General features: G+C 29.7%; 18 protein-coding genes and 1 pseudogene. 11 read left to right on the top strand and 8 right to left on the bottom strand.

Annotated elements, in window-relative coordinates; translation table 11 throughout:
* Both B2217_RS14505 and B2217_RS16985 read left to right on the top strand, forming a co-directional pair.
* Positions 1-553, top strand: a 553-nt coding sequence (locus B2217_RS14505) for a metal-dependent transcriptional regulator (RefSeq protein WP_291122966.1), incomplete at its 5' end; no start/stop codon positions are given.
* Positions 553-2,152, top strand: a pseudogene (locus tag B2217_RS16985) (LIC_10190 family membrane protein). The gene B2217_RS14505 and the pseudogene B2217_RS16985, both read left to right, overlap by 1 nt.
* A 12-nt stretch (positions 2,153-2,164) precedes the next feature.
* Here the strand turns inward: B2217_RS16985 and B2217_RS14520 are convergent.
* Positions 2,165-2,530: a DUF1573 domain-containing protein gene (locus tag B2217_RS14520; protein ID WP_038334454.1), complete on the bottom strand. Its 366-nt coding sequence runs from the start codon at positions 2,528-2,530 to the stop codon at positions 2,165-2,167.
* A gap of 170 nt (positions 2,531-2,700) precedes the next feature.
* Here B2217_RS14520 and B2217_RS14525 point away from each other — a divergent pair, with 170 nt between their 5' ends.
* Positions 2,701-5,322: a valine--tRNA ligase gene (locus B2217_RS14525; RefSeq protein WP_180906743.1), complete on the top strand. Its 2,622-nt coding sequence runs from the start codon at positions 2,701-2,703 to the stop codon at positions 5,320-5,322.
* 51 nt (positions 5,323-5,373) lie between these two features.
* Here the strand turns inward: B2217_RS14525 and B2217_RS14530 are convergent, their stop codons facing one another.
* Positions 5,374-6,201 carry a hypothetical protein gene (locus B2217_RS14530; RefSeq protein WP_180906744.1) on the bottom strand — a complete coding sequence of 276 codons (828 nt, stop codon included), beginning with the start codon at positions 6,199-6,201 and terminating at the stop codon, positions 5,374-5,376.
* A 142-nt stretch (positions 6,202-6,343) separates the two neighbouring features.
* Here B2217_RS14530 and B2217_RS14535 point away from each other — a divergent pair, with 142 nt between their 5' ends.
* The gene (locus B2217_RS14535; protein WP_180906745.1) at positions 6,344-6,982 is read left to right on the top strand and encodes a LysE family transporter; all 639 of its coding nucleotides are present in this window, start codon (positions 6,344-6,346) and stop codon (positions 6,980-6,982) included.
* A gap of 4 nt (positions 6,983-6,986) precedes the next feature.
* Here the strand turns inward: B2217_RS14535 and B2217_RS14540 are convergent, their stop codons facing one another.
* Positions 6,987-7,421, bottom strand: a complete 435-nt coding sequence (locus tag B2217_RS14540; RefSeq protein WP_180906746.1) for a hypothetical protein — start codon at positions 7,419-7,421, stop codon at positions 6,987-6,989.
* A 63-nt stretch (positions 7,422-7,484) separates the two neighbouring features.
* On the opposite strand from B2217_RS14540, the gene B2217_RS14545 reads away from it, so the two are divergent.
* The 4 genes from B2217_RS14545 (at position 7,485) to B2217_RS14560 (ending at position 12,858) form a co-directional block, all read left to right on the top strand.
* Positions 7,485-8,894 (top strand): aldehyde dehydrogenase family protein, encoded by a 1,410-nt coding sequence (locus B2217_RS14545; RefSeq protein WP_180906747.1) that lies wholly within the window; start codon positions 7,485-7,487, stop codon positions 8,892-8,894.
* A gap of 77 nt (positions 8,895-8,971) precedes the next feature.
* Positions 8,972-9,379 carry an RrF2 family transcriptional regulator gene (locus B2217_RS14550; RefSeq protein WP_038334449.1) on the top strand — a complete coding sequence of 136 codons (408 nt, stop codon included), beginning with the start codon at positions 8,972-8,974 and terminating at the stop codon, positions 9,377-9,379.
* Between the two features lie 111 nt (positions 9,380-9,490).
* Positions 9,491-10,798, top strand: a complete 1,308-nt coding sequence (gene tilS / locus B2217_RS14555) for a tRNA lysidine(34) synthetase TilS (protein WP_180906748.1) — start codon at positions 9,491-9,493, stop codon at positions 10,796-10,798.
* Positions 10,792-12,858: a protein-disulfide reductase DsbD family protein gene (locus B2217_RS14560; protein WP_180906749.1), complete on the top strand. Its 2,067-nt coding sequence runs from the start codon at positions 10,792-10,794 to the stop codon at positions 12,856-12,858. The genes tilS and B2217_RS14560 overlap by 7 nt, the downstream gene beginning before the upstream one ends.
* 311 nt (positions 12,859-13,169) lie before the next feature.
* Here the strand turns inward: B2217_RS14560 and B2217_RS14565 are convergent, their stop codons facing one another.
* The 3 genes from B2217_RS14565 to B2217_RS14575 all read right to left on the bottom strand — a co-directional run bounded on the left by B2217_RS14565 (position 13,170) and on the right by B2217_RS14575 (position 15,173).
* Complete coding sequence (locus B2217_RS14565; protein ID WP_038335748.1) at positions 13,170-13,925, bottom strand: DUF4241 domain-containing protein; 756 nt, start codon at positions 13,923-13,925, stop codon at positions 13,170-13,172.
* An 80-nt stretch (positions 13,926-14,005) separates the two neighbouring features.
* Positions 14,006-14,605: a hypothetical protein gene (locus B2217_RS14570; RefSeq protein ID WP_038335749.1), complete on the bottom strand. Its 600-nt coding sequence runs from the start codon at positions 14,603-14,605 to the stop codon at positions 14,006-14,008.
* On the bottom strand, positions 14,598-15,173 hold the full coding sequence (locus tag B2217_RS14575; RefSeq protein ID WP_038335750.1) for a Crp/Fnr family transcriptional regulator: 576 nt from the start codon (positions 15,171-15,173) through the stop codon (positions 14,598-14,600). Before B2217_RS14575 ends, B2217_RS14570 begins: the two co-directional genes overlap by 8 nt.
* Positions 15,174-15,281: 108 nt before the next feature.
* Between B2217_RS14575 and B2217_RS14580 the strand changes: the two genes are divergently transcribed.
* From B2217_RS14580 to B2217_RS14590, 3 genes are all read left to right on the top strand, one after another.
* Positions 15,282-15,689, top strand: a complete 408-nt coding sequence (locus tag B2217_RS14580) for an RrF2 family transcriptional regulator (protein WP_291076817.1) — start codon at positions 15,282-15,284, stop codon at positions 15,687-15,689.
* A gap of 53 nt (positions 15,690-15,742) precedes the next feature.
* Complete coding sequence (locus B2217_RS14585) at positions 15,743-16,399, top strand: NAD(P)-dependent oxidoreductase (RefSeq protein WP_291062473.1); 657 nt, start codon at positions 15,743-15,745, stop codon at positions 16,397-16,399.
* Between the two features lie 94 nt (positions 16,400-16,493).
* Positions 16,494-16,925 carry a hypothetical protein gene (locus B2217_RS14590; RefSeq protein WP_291099930.1) on the top strand — a complete coding sequence of 144 codons (432 nt, stop codon included), beginning with the start codon at positions 16,494-16,496 and terminating at the stop codon, positions 16,923-16,925.
* A gap of 137 nt (positions 16,926-17,062) precedes the next feature.
* On the opposite strand, the gene B2217_RS14595 is transcribed toward B2217_RS14590, so the two are convergent.
* Positions 17,063-17,380 carry a hypothetical protein gene (locus B2217_RS14595; protein WP_291099933.1) on the bottom strand — a complete coding sequence of 106 codons (318 nt, stop codon included), beginning with the start codon at positions 17,378-17,380 and terminating at the stop codon, positions 17,063-17,065.
* Between the two features lie 110 nt (positions 17,381-17,490).
* Entirely contained in the window at positions 17,491-17,856 is a 366-nt protein-coding gene (locus B2217_RS14600) for a methylglyoxal synthase (protein ID WP_038335760.1), read from the bottom strand.
* Positions 17,857-17,924: the final 68 nt, after the last annotated feature.

Genomic DNA, 17,924 nt, shown 5'->3' on the forward strand with positions numbered 1-17,924 from the left:
AAAAATGCCTACTGTAAATAGTATGATGAAAAAATTAGCTGAAAAAGAATTGGTGATTTATGAATCGTATAAACCACTTCGGTTATCTGATAAAGGAATTTTAAAAGCTTCTTTGATTGTAAGAAAACACCGATTGACAGAGATGTTTTTGGTAGATAAAATGGGATTTGGCTGGGAGCAAGTGCATGAAATTGCTGAGCAAATAGAACATATTCAAAGTTCAATTTTTTTCGATAAAATGGACGAATTATTAAATTTTCCTAAATTAGATCCGCATGGTTCTCCAATTCCAGATAAAAACGGAAAAATAGAAATTATCAATTACAAAAAGTTGGCAGAATTTAAAGAAGGTGACAAAGTAGAAATATGTGCTGTCATTGGTTCTTCTGATGAATTTTTGAAATATTTGAATTCAAAAAATATTCATTTGAATGATGAAATTGAAATCATTTCAGTCGAAGATTTTGATGGAACAATGAAAGTTAAATTTCTAAAATCAAATGAAATTGAATCATTTAGTAATCATGTAACTTCAAGATTGTTAGGGAAATAATGGTTTTTCAGTTTTTTTTATCAATCGCCTTATTTTTCTATTTTTTAGGGTTTGGATTTTTATTTCAGAAAATTTTTCCTCGAATTAATTCAACTATTTCGTTTACAGTTATAAATGGAATGATAGGAGTTGGACTGATAAGTTTTTTCGTCGCATTTTTTCTTCCATTAAATTTTACATACGAAGTAGTATTAATTTCAATTGCGATTCTATCATTAATTTATCATAGAAACGAAGTGAAGCGAAGTTTGTTGAAACTGAAAAATATATCACGATATTTTTATGCTTTTACTTTTGTTGGATTGTTGGTCGCCGTTACGTATCCTTTTATTTTAGATCATTTCGGGTATTATATTCCGACAATAAAATGGTTAGATTTTGCTGGTTTTGTAAAGGGTCTTTCTAATTTTGAATGGGTTTTGGCGCAAAATAGTTTTTGGCATATTTTACAAGCTTCTATTAACGAAACATTGGATATTTATTATCGATTAAATTTTTGTTTATTTTTAATCTTCAATCTCTATGTTTTCGAATTAAAGCAGAAAAAACTTCTTATTTTTAATTCTCCTTTTTTTATTTTTTCTAAATATTCCTTCGCCAGATCTTCCTGTTTTTGTTCTTTCGATTCTATTAATCAACGAATATTTGCGTTATAATAATAAAGCATCTGATTACCTTTTTTATGCTACTATTTTATTTGTAATTAAACCAATAAGTATTGTGTTACTTTTATTTTTTGGGATTGAATATTTAAGAAATAAAGAATATAAAAATTTAAAAGACAAGAATTTGTTATTAATAATTTTTGTAGTATTTCTATTTATTTTCAAAGGAATAATTATATCAGCAAATCCTTTGTTTCCTTTAGAATTTTCTTCAATAAATAGTTTGAAATGGGCTTCACCGCATCATTTATATGAATTATCTGCACAGAACGGTAAATTTATTCCACTTAAAGATTCGTTTACTTTTGAAGAAGTAGCAAGAATGAATACAACTGAATATTTTCAAGCTATTTTTTTTCAATCATCTTCTCGAACAATAATTTTTCTTTTAATTATTTGTTTAACAATTTTCAATTTGTTAATAGGCTTCTATAAAAAGAATTATTTTATAAAATCGTTAATATTCTGTTGTATAGTGAAATTATTAATAATATTAATTTTTTCTAATCAATTTAGATTTTTATTAGATGTATTAATTATTGATTTATTAATTATGTTTAAGTTAGTTAACACTAAAATATTTAATAAATATTCAGAATTATTAAGTTTAATATTTGTATATATTACTTCATTTATTTTAATATTTTCTATTTTTAAAGGTGATTATTTCAAAAATATTAAATCATTTTCTTATATGAGAAGTATAAATTTTGATCAAATTTTAATTCCAGGAAATTATAAAGAAACTGAATTGAACATTAATAATTTAAAAATAAGTAAAACCAAATTAGAAAAATTTCTACAATATCAAATTTACCTACAACAAATCGATTCTACTGATGTAAGAAAAGGCTTTTATTTTGAAAAAATGGACAGAAAAAGAGAGAAGATTTTAAACATTTTGAAAGAAGAACAAAAAAAGCAAGTTAAATAACTTGCTTTACTATTATTCTGCTTTTCCTTTTATTCTGAAAATTTTTCGAGAAGAAACCGGATCGTTAGATGTGATTGTTACGGATTTATTAAAATCTCCAGTCACAGAACCACTTGAATATTTAACGGTAATATCCGCAGATTTTCCTGGTTCGATAGGTGTTGTAGGATATTCTGGAACTGTACATCCACAAGATCCAACAACGCTTTTAAGGATTAAAGGTTTATCACCTGAGTTGGTTACTTTCATCTTAGCTGTTACTTCAGTATTCAACTTTATATTTCCAAATTGAATTTCTTCTTTTTCTAAACTAAGTGTTTGAGCAAATAAACTTGTAACGCCTAAAGCAAAAGCACCTAAAAACATTAATTTTTTCATGACGATAATTAATTTATAATCAAATGTACAAAAGAATTTTACTTTAAATAAAATTACTTTCGAATTTATTAAAAAAACATTCCAATTTTATAATATATATTTAATATACTAGGCAGTTTAAGGCAGATTATGTAAATTTGCCCAAATTTATTTTAAGTCATATATAAATAATGGAAATCGCATCTAAATATACGCCAACGGAAGTTGAAGGAAAATGGTATGAATACTGGATGGAGAAGAAGTATTTTAAATCTACTCCAGATGAAAGAAAAGCTTACACAATAGTCATTCCACCACCAAATGTAACAGGGGTCTTACACATGGGACATATGTTAAATAATACGATTCAGGACGTTTTAATTCGTCGTGCACGTATGCGTGGATTCAATGCTTGTTGGGTACCAGGTACAGACCATGCTTCGATTGCTACGGAAGCGAAAGTTGTTGCGAAATTAAAAGAAGAAGGTGTTTCTAAATTTGATATTGGTCGTGAAGAATTTCTTAGTCATGCTTGGGATTGGACGCATAAGCATGGTGGAATTATTTTAGATCAATTAAAAAAGTTAGGAGCTTCTTGCGATTGGGATCGTACAAAATTTACGATGGATCCAGATTTATCTGAATCTGTTCAACGTGTTTTTGTTGATTTATATAACAAGGGATTAATTTACCGTGGATACCGTATGGTAAACTGGGATCCAGAGGCGAAGACAAATATTTCTGACGAAGAAGTTATTCATGTTGATAAAAATGGAAAATTATATCATTTAAAATATCAAGTTGACGGAACTGATCAATATATTGTTGTAGCGACAACTCGTCCTGAAACAATTTTTGGTGACTCTGCAGTTTGTATCAATCCAAATGACGAGCGATACGAATGGTTGAAAGGAAAACAAGTTATTGTTCCAATCGTTGGTCGTAAAGTAAATATTATCGAAGACGAATATGTTGACATCGAATTTGGTACAGGATGTCTTAAAGTTACGCCTGCGCACGATGTAAACGATTACGAATTAGGTAAAAAACATAACTTAGATTTCATTGATATTTTTACAGATGATGCAAAATTGAATGATTTAGGATTAAATTATGCTGGATTAGACCGTTTCAAAGCGCGTAAAGAAATCGAAAAAGAATTAGAAGAAAAAGGTTTACTTGAAAAAGTAGAAAATTATAATAATAAAGTTGGTACATCTGAAAGAACAGGAGCGGTGATTGAGCCTAAAATCTCTAATCAATGGTTCTTGAAAATGACAGATTTAGCTAAACCAGCTTTAGATAATGTAATGAATGATACGATTAAATTTCATCCTGCGAAATTTAAAAATACGTATCGTAATTGGATGGAAAATGTAACAGATTGGAACATTTCTCGTCAATTATGGTGGGGACACCAAATTCCTGCATTTTTCTATGGTGATGGAAACGAAGATTTCGTTGTGGCTTTAACAAAAGAAGAAGCTTTACCATTAGCACAAGAAAAAACAGGAAATGCTGCATTAACTATTGAAGATTTACGTCAAGATGAAGATGCATTAGATACTTGGTTTTCTTCTTGGTTATGGCCAATTTCTGTTTTCAACGGAATTAATGAGCCAGAAAATGAAGAAATCAATTATTATTATCCAACACAAGATTTAGTAACTGGTCCAGATATTATTTTCTTCTGGGTAGCGCGTATGATTGTGGCTGGATATGAGTATCGCAACGAATTACCTTTCGAAAATGTATATTTTACAGGAATTGTTCGTGATAAACAAGGACGTAAAATGTCGAAATCGTTAGGAAATTCACCAGATCCAATCGAATTGATGAACGAATACGGTGCAGATGCAACGCGTATGGGAATGTTGTTAACGGCGCCTGCTGGGAATGATTTACCTTTCGATGTTGATTTGTGTTTACAAGGACGTAATTTCGCCAATAAAATTTGGAATGCTTTCCGTTTAATCAAAGGTTGGGAAGTTAAAGAAGATTTAGTACAAACTTCTGCTCAAGCAAAAGCGGTTGAATGGTTCGAAAATAAATTCCAACAAACATTAGCAGATATCGAATATAATTACGATCAATATCGTTTATCTGATTCATTGATGGCGATTTATAAATTGATTTGGGATGATTTCTGTTCTTGGTATTTAGAAGCGATTAAACCTACTTTTGGTGAGCCAATTGATGCAAAAACTTATGCTGTAACTATTTCTTATTTAGAAAATGTATTGAAAGTTTTACATCCATTTATGCCTTTCTTAACAGAAGAAATTTGGCACTTAATTGCAGAAAGAACAGAAAACGAAGCCTTGATTATTTCTAAATATCCAGAAGTAACATCTTTTAACGAAGAAATTATCAAGAATTTCGAAAATACAAAAGAAGCAACTACGGCAATTCGTGGATTACGTTCAGAAAAAGGAATGTCGCCAAAAGAAGCTTTAGAAGTTTTTGCTGAAGATCAAGCTGCGAACGAAATTTATGTTGATGTTTTCTCTAAATTAGGAAATGTTTCTAATTTCAATACAGGAGATAAACCAGAAAAAGGTTTTGCTTTTCGCGTTGGGACGCTAGAATTTATGGTTCCGATGTCTGATAATATCGATATTGAAGCTGAACGCGAGAAATTACAAAAAGAGTTGGATTACAACCAAGGTTTCTTAAATTCTGTTCGTAAAAAATTATCAAACGAAAAATTTGTTGCTGGTGCGCCAGAACAAGTAATTAATGCAGAACGCAAAAAAGAGGCAGATGCTTTAGAAAAAATTGCACAAATTGAAGAACAATTAGCTTCATTGTAATTTTTTTATCAAAATAAAATTTAAAAACCACTTCATTTGAAGTGGTTTTTTTTAGTTGTAATATTCGTACTCTACTTTAAAATAATTATTTCCCTTTTCATCTTTTCCTACAATTAAAATAGGAAAATTATCTTTATCATACGTGTAAGTATAAGTTACAATTCTATTAGGTTCTGCATTTGATAAACTCCAATATTGCGTTTCTTTAACTACATTATTTTCACTATAAGAATGCATAAATTGATTTTGAAGAATTCTAATTACTTCTTGAGAATTTTTGTAAGGACTATTTGATTTGTCGAATTCATATAAATTTTTCATCCCATCACTAAACCAACTTCCAAATGTTTTGTCAATAACGGATGTAATATTATTATTTGTATAAGAATAAATTGCATTTTGATCTCCATTACATGCACTACCGTTGCTACAAACAATTTCTTTATTAAACTTACCTAAGTTGTTGTAATAATATTCATTACGTTGTGTAATAGTACCAGACTCAACAGTTTGTGTATAAGCTAACTTATTTCCGTTGTAAAATAAATTTAATGTGCTATTTTCAAGAGGATTTGTAGCGCCATTGTATTCTACTGTAATTAAATTATCATTTGTATCATACTTATAAGTTGAAATCATTCCATTTGTATAATTTACATTTAGTAATTTTTTGTAATCTTTATCATAAATAAAGGTTCCTTCGCTTACATCCTGTGTTTCTGTTCCATTTATAAATTCATAGCCAGTAGATTTGATTTTTTTAATTACCTTTTTTTCATTGTTTGAAGTTAGATCACCATTATCATCATTTTTACAAGAAGTAAAAATAGAAGTTGAAATAATTGATAGCAGTAATAATTTTGTAAAGTTTGTTTTCATAGTATTTTTATAATAATTGCAAATATATAAAAGCTAAACTATTAAATCGGATTAAGATCTTTTATGATATGAATCTTATTCTATTTTGAGTAAACCATAAACTATAATTCATTAAATTTGCAAACCTTTTTAAAAAGAATTAATGCAGTATTTAGAACTACTTTTAATCGGAATTTTCACAGCTTTTATTGGATCGTCCATTCCTGGATTGTTGAATATGACGGTGGTGAAAATTGGGAAACAAGAAGGAGTAAAAAGTGCATATACTTTTATGTCTGGAACTGCGGTAACGATAGCAATTCAGGTTTATTTAGCAATTTTTCTAGCAAAATTTATTGATTTTAATGAAGAAGTTACCAAAATTTTTAGGGAAGTTGGATTAGCTGTTTTTGTAATTATTACGATTTATTTTCTCTTTTTTGCGAAGAAACAAGATCAAAAAAAGAAGAATAAAAAGCTAAAACAACAAGGTGATGTAAAACAAAAAAATAAATTCATTTATGGATTATTGTTATCTGCTATAAATGTTTTTCCAATACCTTTTTATGTGTTTTTAAGCGCAACGTTGGTTTCGTATAATGTTAATGTTTTTGGACAGCCAAACAGCTCAGTTTTTGCTTTAGGAGTTGTTATTGGTTCGATGATTATTTTTGGTCTATATCTGAAATTTTTTAACTCTAAATCGGAAGAAGATTCATTTATTTTAAAGAATATCAACTATGTAATAGGAGGAGTGACGAGTGTGATTTCTTTGTTAACGATTTATCAACTTTTTCAATAAAAATTTAATTCAAATTTTGCTTTGGATGCGAGTATTTAATCAAGTATTCCATCACTTCATCACATTCTTTTCCTTCTAAAATATAACTCAAAATATCCTCGATTAATTCATCAATAATTTGTGGATTAAACTCAAATTTTTTAGCTAAATCAATGCAAATTGCCTTTTCATTTTGATGAATATTCAAATCTACAACCATTAATAAAACAGCGTCGTATAACAAAGAAAGTCGATCTGTAAATGTTTTAGGCAACGTAAAATAAAACTTCGTGTTTTCGTTCAAAATATAACTTACATCTTTGGCGGAAAGCTCATGAAATTTGGCAATATCAGAGATAATTTGAATCTCTTTTTCATTCAAATTGCCATCACTTTTACCAATAATAAATAAATTTTTGATGTGATTTAATTTATCAACCAAAGTAAGATTATTTTTCATTTGTTGCTTTTTGGGATTAAAAATACTCAAAATAGTAGTAAATTAACGTTCAAATTTTTTCATGTGTCAGATTTTAAAACGAAAATAGATGAGATTTATGATAAGCAATGTGAGAATAAAGTAAATATTCGTCATCTTACTGTTTATCAGCGGAAAGAAAGTCTGAAAAACTTAGAAAATTCAATTCTAAATCATCGTGCCGAAATAGAAGATGCATTGTTTTTGGATTTAAGAAAATCTAAAATAGAATCTGATTCTACCGAAATATTTCCTGTTTTAGCTGAAATTCGATTATTTCGAAAGAATTTGAATCGTTGGACAAAAGCGAAAACAGTTTCAAATAATTTACTTTTTTTCGGTTCAAAAGCGCAAATTCAACCGGAAGCTTTGGGAAATTGTTTGATTATTTCGCCTTGGAATTATCCTTTTCAATTGTGTTTGGTGCATTTAGTTGCTTGTATTTCGGCTGGAAATACAACAATTCTTAAACCTTCGGAGTTTTGTCCGAATGTTTCAAAAGTTCTTAATAAAATTATTTCTGAAGTTTTTGAAGAAAATCATGTCGCGATTATCGAAGGAGAAATTGAAGAAACGACTTATTTGTTAACTAAAAAATTTGATCATATTCATTTCACAGGTTCGCCAAAAGTGGGTAAAATTGTGATGCAAGCAGGAGCAAAGCATCTTTCTTCGGTGACGTTGGAGTTAGGAGGAAAGTCGCCTTTGATTATTGATGGAACAATTCCAATGCAAGAAGTGGTTGAAAAAGCAGTTTGGGGAAAATTGATAAATTTTGGTCAAACATGTATTGCGCCAGATTATATTTTGATTAAAAAAGAATTTCAAGAGCAATTTATAAATATGTTTATTGAACATATAGAAAAAGTCTTTGGAAAAAATCCTTCACAATCGAAAGATTTGGCAAGAATTGTAAATCTTCAAAATTATAATCGATTAAAAAACTTGATTGAAAATGCAATAGAAAATGGTGCAAATTGTCCTTTCGGAAATGAATACATTGAAGCTGAATTGTACATTAAACCAACTTTATTGACAGATATTCCATTTGATGCAAAAATCAATGAAGAAGAAATATTTGGACCAATTTTTCCGATTTATACATTTAAAGAAATAAATGAAGTAATTGAATCTATTAGTCAGAAAGAAAAGCCTTTAGCGTTATATATCTTTTCGAAAAATTTTATTTTTATTAATAAAATTAAGAATGAAACTTCATCTGGTTCTGTGGTAATTAACGAAACATTGGTGCAGGTTTTACATCCAAATTTGCCTTTTGGCGGAGTTAATAATTCTGGAATTGGAGCTTCAACAGGTTATGCTGGCTTTAAAGATTTTTCGCATATGAAACCTATTTTAAAAGTCAATCGATTTTTATCGCCGTCAAAATTTCTCAATTATCCCTATAATTCTACAACTCAAAAGGTAATTGATTTTTTGATGAAATATTTTTAAATCTCGGTTCAACGATTTAATTTTATATTTGTTTTATACAACAATCAACGTTATTTTTGTAGTTAAATCTTATAGAATTGTTATCAAAAAAGACAAAATACGGACTAAAAGCGATGGCTCATTTGGCCAGACAAGAAAGTAACAAACCAGTTTTAATTGGGCAAATTTCTGAAACAGAAGTTATCCCTAAAAAATTCTTGGAAGCTATTTTATTGGATTTAAAAAAGTTAGGCTTCGTCAATTCGAAACAAGGAAAAGGAGGTGGATATTATTTGGCGCGCGATGCGAAAGATATCAGTTTAGCTTCTTTGATTCGTGTTTTAGAAGGGCCGATCGCGCTTTTGCCTTGTGTAAGTAAAAATTACTACGAAAAATGTGATGATTGCCCTAACGAAGGCGTTTGCACATTGAATAAAGTGATGGTTGAATTGAGAGATTCGACTTTAGAAATTCTTGAAAATAAATCTTTAGAAAGTTTAAAATAAATCTTTAGCCTGAGTTTTTCAGGCTTTTTTATTGGGAAATTTTATAAAAGTGAAGAGAAAAAGTATAACTTTTTTTCGAGAATTCTTCCTAATTTCGAACATTTACATTTCATGAAAAATAAATCTATACAAGAAGAGTTTAAAGAACTTTTAGATCAACATTCTTTTTCTACGCATCGCTATTTATTGGCGATTAGTGGAGGAATTGATAGCATGGTTTTGTTAGATTTATTTCGTCAAACTGCTGCAAATTTTCAGGTAGGACATTGTAATTTTCAGTTGCGTGAAGAAGACGCAAATGGTGATGAAATGTTTGTGAGAGAATATTGCGGAAAATATAATATTCCGTTTCATTCGGTTCGTTTTGATGTTGCAGCTTATCAGAAAACAGGAAATTATTCGGTCGAAATGGCTTGCAGGAATTTGCGTTATGAATGGTTTAAGCAAGTTCAAAAACAAAATCGTTTGGATGTTTTGGTGACAGCGCATCATTTGGATGATAATATCGAAACATTTTTGATTAATCTTTCTCGTGGAACAGGTTTGAAAGGTTTGGTCGGAATGCAAATTGATAATGGAAAAATTTTTCGTCCACTTTTGAATCTTACGAAAAATGATTTGTTGGAATATGCAAAATCAAATGAAATTAATTGGCGAGAAGATTATACGAATGCGACGGATGATTATACCAGAAATAAGATTCGTCATCACATTACGCCAATACTAAAAGAGCTTCATCCGCAATTTGATGAGAATTTTTTGTCAAGTTTAAATCATATCAACGATAATTATCAAATTGTACAAAATAAAGTTGAAGAAATTAGAAGTGACTTATTTTCAGGATATAATCCGATTGAAATTGAAATTTCTGCATTAAAAAAACTTCAACCATTAGAAACATTTTTACATTATTTGTTCGAAAAATATGGATTTTCGTCGAGCAAAGAAATTTTGAAATTTTTAGATGCAGAAACGGGAAGTGAAATAAAATCAGCAACTTATCGATTAATTAAAAATCGAGAAAATTTGTTGTTGCAAAAAATAGAAGAAGAAAATGAAGATGAATTAACGATTTTTGATGAGTTAATTGAAATCAATTCGTTAAATTTGAAGTTCGTGAAATCGATAAATCCACACGAAAACGCTACTGAAATAGTAGACTTTACATCAATTTTGTTTCCACTTAAACTTAGAAAAGTAAAAGAGGGAGATTTCTTTTATCCAATTGGAATGAAAGGTCAAAAAAAATTGTTGAGTAAGTTTATGAAAGATTTGAAACTTTCTAAGTTAGAAAAAGAGAAGGTTTGGTTGCTTTGTGACCAAAAAGATCAAATTATTTGGGTGGTAAATCATCGTTTGGATGAACGTTTCAAAACGACAGAAACAAGTAAAAACTTTTTAAACATTACAGTATGTTAAAGAAACTTTGGATACTTTTTTTGTTTCCAATTTTAGTCAACGCACAATTATTTAGTCCTGCAAAATGGTCGAGTTCGGTGAAGGAGGTTGGACAAAATGAGTTTGAAATCGAGGTAACAGGAAAAATTGATAAAGGTTGGCACCTTTATTCAATGAAACATCCTGATGGAGGAATTGGAATTCCAGCAAGTGCATCATTTAAACCAGCTGCAAATGCAAAATTGGTTGGAGGTACGCGAGAAGTTGGAAAACGTATAGATAAATACAGCCAAATTTTTGAACAAGATGAAAAATATTACGAAAATCAAGTAAAATTTGTTCAAAAAGTGAAAGTTTCAGGTGATAAACCTGTAAATGTATCGTATACAATAGAATTTCAGATGTGTGATGCTGAACGTTGTTTGCCACCAGATGAAACAAGTGGAACGATAAAATTAACGCCTTCTACAAAAGTTGAAGAAACGAAAGAAGAGGCAAAGCCAGCAGATGCTACAGAAGCAAAAGATACAGTTGCAGTAACTGAAATTACGCAAGATTCTGTTCAAGAGGGTTCTATAGCGGTTGTTGCGGCAACACAAGATACAATCAAAAAAGTTGACGACTCTTTATTAGCAGATAACGAAAAGAAAAATAATGGTTTATTAAAAATCTTTTCTTTAGGATTTTTAGGTGGATTAGCGGCGTTATTAATGCCTTGTATTTTCCCAATGATTCCTTTGACAGTAAGTATGTTTACAAAACAAAGTAAATCGAAAGGAGAAGGAGTTGGTAAAGCATTTATTTATGGATTATCAATTATTGTTATTTATGTTGCATTAGGTTTATTGGCGACAGTTATTTTTGGACCATCAGTCCTAAATGAAATGTCAACAAATCCGTGGGTGAATTTAGCATTCTTTGCGATTTTTATTGTATTTGCAATTTCATTCTTCGGAGCTTTCGAATTGACATTACCAAGCAAGTGGGTAAATGCTGCTGATAAAGGTGCTGATAAAGGTGGATTAATCGGAATCTTCTTTATGGCATTCACATTAGCATTAGTTTCATTTTCTTGTACAGGACCAATTATCGGTTCGTTATTAGTTCAAGCGACGCAAGGAGGGAACTATTATTCGTTAATCGTAGGAATGTTCGGATTCTCTTTAGCATTAGCGATTCCATTTACATTATTTGCAATGTTCCCAGGATGGTTAAATTCAATGCCAAAATCTGGAGGATGGTTAAATACAATCAAAGTTTCATTAGGATTTATTGAATTAGCTTTTGCCTTGAAATTTTTATCAAATGCTGATTTAGTTTGGCAAATGAACTGGCTACCAAGAGAAATTTTCTTAGCATTTTGGATTGCAATTTTTATCTTCTTAGGATTATATCTTTTAGGTAAATTTAGATTAGAATTAGATTCACCTGTACAAACAATCGGTGTTCCGAGAATGTTATTTGCATTGATTTCAGTATCATTTGCGATTTACATGATTCCAGGTTTATGGGGAGGACCATTAAAATTATTAAGTGGTTTAACACCTCCAATGACATATTCTGAAGCACCACGAGGTTTCCACGAAGGTGTAGGTGGTGGACAAGCGACAGCTAAATTTGATGATCCTAATATGGTTGCTGGACCTCATGGAATTCCTGCATTCAAAGATTTTGATCAGGCTGCGGCTTATGCAACGAAAGTTGGAAAACCAATGTTATTAGATTTCACGGGACATGCATGTGCAAACTGTCGTAAAGTTGAAGAACGTGTTTGGAGTGATGAACGTGTGAAGAAGATTTTGGCTGAAGATGTTGTTTTAGTTTCGTTATATGTTGACGAAGCAAAAGAATTACCAGAAGATCAAAAAGTATTTTCGAAAGCATTAGATCGTAATTTGAAAACAGTAGGTAACAAATGGACTTCTTTCGAAATTGAACATTTTAATGCAAATGCACAGCCTTATTATATTTTGGTTGATAAAGATTTGAATCGTTTCTCAAAACCTTTAGAAGCTGAACTTGATGTAGAAGTTTACTTAAAATGGTTACAAGATGGAATCGCGAAGTATAAAGCGAAATAATTATCTTTATATATAGAAATAAAAACTCCCGCATTTGCGGGAGTTTTTTGTTTCACTCAATTCGTTTCAATAAATATCAATTATCTTTCAACTTTTCAGAGATTTTATATTCATTTTGAAAATTCATAACTATTTTTATTCTCTAGACTTTTAGTGTAAAATAGTTTATTATAGTTACTTAATCTATATGTTTTAGTTTCAAGTTTTTTATTAAAATAGAAGCCAAGAATTTGATTGTTCTTATAAATTTCTAAACAAAAAAATCCCTCAATTTCTTGAAGGATTTAAATATTATTTGATCGAAAAATTAATTACAACCATTCGTCATCATCTTCTGAATCTTCTAATTCAGCATCGATGAATTGAATATAAAATGCAACAATTTCTCCTTTTTCATTGTAACCAAAGTAAGCAGGGTAGATTCCTTCTCCAAAACCAGCTTGAAAAATTGGCGATTTGAATTCTGTATTTGGAATTGTCCAATTGATCCAATCTCCTTCTTCTGACTGATATTTTGGGTTATTTTTAGCGTTCTCTACGAATAATGCATTGAAATAATCATCGTATAAATTTACATCACCTTTGCTTTCGAATTCATCAATAAATTTTACAAAAGAATCTTTTGCTTCTGCATCAACAATTGTAGCTAAACCACTTTCGATAGAAAAACCAAAATATTCTCCTTCTTGTAATTCGTCAATCAACTCAATCCCTTTCATTGCTTCTTCGTAACGAACAGGTTTTTCGTTTGTAAAAGCAACTTTGATACAACCAATCAAATTCTCAACGTCACCATCGTCTTCAAATTTTACGATGCTTGCAGTTACAGGAAAATTACCTTTTGGCGTTTCAAGGAAATAAGGATCTTTATCCATTGATAAATATTCTCCCAAAGGATCATTTACAAAGATTTTACCTGATGGTAAAGAAACTTCTCCCATTTCGATTTGGTCGATTTCTACACCTCCAATTTCTTTATCTGTAAAATATTTTTCTAAATCATTAGGAGCTAAAGTGAATTCTCTTTTAGATTCCCAAGTTTTTAACCATTCTGCTGTTGGTTGCATAAATTATTGTTTTTAAGTGGTACAAAATTACATTAAATAATGAGAGTAACTCAACTTTTATATGTTAGTGAAAAATTAAATTATCTTAATTTTTTTCTCAATTCGTTCTTATCAATATCATATTCTAAATGCATGATCGAAATTAAATCATCTTCAGAAAGTAAATTGTTTTTGTAATATTGAATTAAAAATGATTCGATTTTAGAAAATTCATTTAACGATTTTTGTAAAAAATAAGCTTCAACAAATTGATTATCTTTTGTTTTTAATGTAATCAAATTACTAATTCCGTGCGAACCTTCTGGATTTTCGAACTCACCAAATTCCTTTACAGCTTTTCCTTTGTAATCTTCATTATCAATGACAATAGAAAACAAATCGTTGATTGAAAAAGTTTGATCCTTTACAGAAATTGTATCTTTTGTAAATGTCAATTTTCCATCAAAATTACCTTTCAATTCTGCCGAAGGTCGCTTAAAATAACCATTCCAATAAGCAACAGCTGTTGCTAAAAGCCCAATAAAAATGTAATAATACGTTTGATTTTTGAACACTTTCAGTTCCAAAAACACAAAACTAATTACAGTAACGGCGAGAAATGATAAGATGACTTTTGCAATCTGTTTATTATTTTTTTTAGGTTTTTCTGGTACAAAAATTTCAAAACTATAACTATCCATGTGCTATTTCTTTACGAACTCTACTTAAACTTTCGGGTGTGATGCCTAAATATGAAGCGATCATCCATTGCGGTATGCGAGAGAGTTGGTTGGGATAAAGACGCATAAATTCTAAATAACGAGTCTTTGCAGATGCACCAAGTAACAAATTAATACGATCTTGTAAACTACGCACATGATTTTGAATTAATTTATTTTGAGCAGCTAAATAATTTGGATTTAATCGAGTGATTAAATCATTCAATTTTTCATTCAATAAAATAACGGTAGAATCTTCTATTGCTTGAATATAAAATTTTGATTGTTGCTTACAAAAAGCACTATTTCTATCACTTACAATCCAATTTTCTGTACCAAATTGCAAGACATGTTCTTTTCCATTTTCATCTATTGTATAAGAACGAATAACGCCAGATTCAACAAAAAAATAATCTTCGGAATATTCGCCAGGTTCTAAAATAAATTCATTCTTTTTGATGTGTTTTACCACCAAAAATTTTTCAATTTCTGCCCATTGTTCTTCTGTCAGATCAATAATATTTGATAAATGTTTTTTATAATTTTCCATATGTATAGGAGTATGCAACAAATTTAAGAGAAATTAATCAATAAAATTGTATCAATATTTGTTACAATTAAAAAATTTGTACTAAATTTGTCCCATCGATATAGAGAAATGAATAATTTAAGATTTGCAACGGCGATTCATATTTTAGTTTTGACTGAAAAATTTAAAGGACAATTAATTACTTCTGATTTTATTGCTGGAAGTATTAATGTTAATCCTGTTGTGGTTCGTCGTGAGATTAAATTCTTGAAAGAAGCAGGCTTCATAGATTCGAAAAAAGGTAAAGAAGGAGGAATTTATTTAGTTAAAGATTCTGCTGATATTTTGTTAGGCGATATCTATAAAATTGTCAATCAAGAAAATGTTTTTGGAAGAATGAATCATACCAATCCTGAATGTCCAGTTGGTAAACAAATGAATGATAATCTTGAAAAATTATTTGATAATGCTGAATCAGAGTTGATTAAATCGTTAAATCATAAAACTTTAAAACAATTTTCTGATGAATTTCAGTAAAATTTTTTATCTTTAAATGTAACAAAATTAATTACAATATAAAATTAAATAAAATGAGAGTAGCAGTAATTGGAGCAACAGGTTTTGTAGGCTCACATATCGTAGAAGAATTGGTAAATAGAAATCAATCTATCAAAGCATTTGCACGAAATACTGACAAGGTTTTAGATAGTAAAAATGTAGCAAAAGTGGCGTTAGATGTAAACGATGTGCAAGCTTTGGCAACAGATTTGAAAGGTGCTGATGTGGTTGTAAGTGCTTTTAATGCTGGTTGGACGAATCCAAATATTTATGAAGATTATTTGAAAGGCGCAAAAGCTATTGAAGAAGCAACTAAATTAGCAGGCGTAAAACGTTTGATTGTTATTGGTGGTGCGGGAAGTTTGTATGTGAATGATCAAAAAGAATTACAAATTGTAGACGCGCCAGATTTTCCTGAGCAAATAAAACAAGGTGCTTTGGCTGCGAGAGATTATTATAATATCTTGAAACAAGATAATGAGTTGGATTGGACAATGTTTTCTCCAGCGCCAGAAATGCATCAAGGTACTTCTGGAGAGCGAAAAGGAACATATCGTTTAGGAAATGATGTACCAGTTTTCAATGCAGAAGGACGTAGTATTTTGTCTGTGGAAGATGTTGCAGTGGTGATTGCAGATGAAATAGAAAATGCCAATCATATAAAAATCAGATTTACAGCAGCTTATTAAGAAGTTTGAATAAATTTACAATAAAATTATTTTTATAGGACAATTTTTTGTTTTTGGTACGGTTTGTGAAAAACAGATAGCAAATACAAGAATAATGAAATTGTCAATCGCAATAGGATGTTTAATTCTAAGTTTAGGATTTGTTCTAATATGCTCTTTTCTAAATCTTGGTGTATTTTTTAATCAACTGCTTGGAGTAGTTTTTCTTTTCTGTAGTTTGTTTATGGGATATTTAGGTTTTGTTAATTTATTTGATTACCTAAATCATTCAAGATTAGTAAATAAAGGATTAAAAGTAAAAGCACATATTATTGAAATAAAAAGAGGTTTATTAGGAGAAAATCATTTGCCAGACTATATAGTTGAAGTTTTTTATAAACATCCAAATACTGAAAAAATTTATTATACAGAATTTGAATATTTTGGAGATGTTAACGCAAGTGAGAATCTAAAAAAAGGAAAAGAGGTTGATATTTTAATCGATCCTCAAAATCCAGAAAACATTTATTATAAAAATGTAATTTAAAAAGGCTGTCCTAACAAATAAGACAGCCTTTATTATTTTTATTTGGATAAAAACTATTTTTTGATATACCTTTTATTTCCATTGTCATTGATGTAGTATTTTCCACCTTTTGGTCCTACATAAACTTTGTGCCCATACTAATTACCTGCAGTGGTAGTTTTAGCTACATTCGTTTTTGTTTCGTTTTTTGGAGTAGTCGTTTTCTCAACTTTTATTTCTGAAACTACTTTTTTATCAGTTTTACCTTTAGGGGTAACTTCAGTTTTCTTAATTGTGGTTACTTTTACATCCTTTTTAGCATGTGTTCCTTTTTTATCTGCTGATGCTTTAGTTGTTGTCTTTACTGTTTCTATTTTAGTTGCTTTTGTTGGAGTTTTTTTTTGAGCAAATGCTACAGATGATCCAGTAAGAGCAAATAAGCTAAGCGCGATAGCTGTTTTTTTAATTAAATTCATTGTGATTTTCTTTTGAATTGTTATTTATATTCAGTTAAAATTTCTATTCAATATTAAACAAATTATCATCCAAAACAATAAGAATAAACTTAAGATTAGCTTAAGAAAAATTATTTTAAATGATCCAATAACATTTCTGCTGTCGCTGGGTTTGTAGCTAATGGAATATTGTGTACATCGCACAGTCTCAATAACATATTTACATCTGGTTCGTGCGGATGTTTTCCCATCGGATCTCTAAAAAAGAAAACCATATCTGTTTTTCCTTCTACAACTCGAGCAGCAATTTGCGCGTCACCACCAAGAGGACCAGATAGATAGCGCGTAACTTTTAGTCCAGTTTGCTCCGCATACTTTCCTGTCGTTCCTGTTGCGATAAATGTGATATTATTATTGTTTAAAGCTTCTTTATGTTTCATTAAAAAATTGACCATTTCAGCTTTTTTTCCATCATGAGCGATCAATGCTATTTCCATATATTTTTTCTATTTAATCTAAAATATTACTTTTGTACAAAGTTAGCAGAACAATCTTAAATAACGAG

This window comes from Empedobacter sp. UBA7620, from assembly GCF_002484185.1.
GTDB lineage: Bacteria > Bacteroidota > Bacteroidia > Flavobacteriales > Weeksellaceae > Empedobacter > Empedobacter falsenii_C.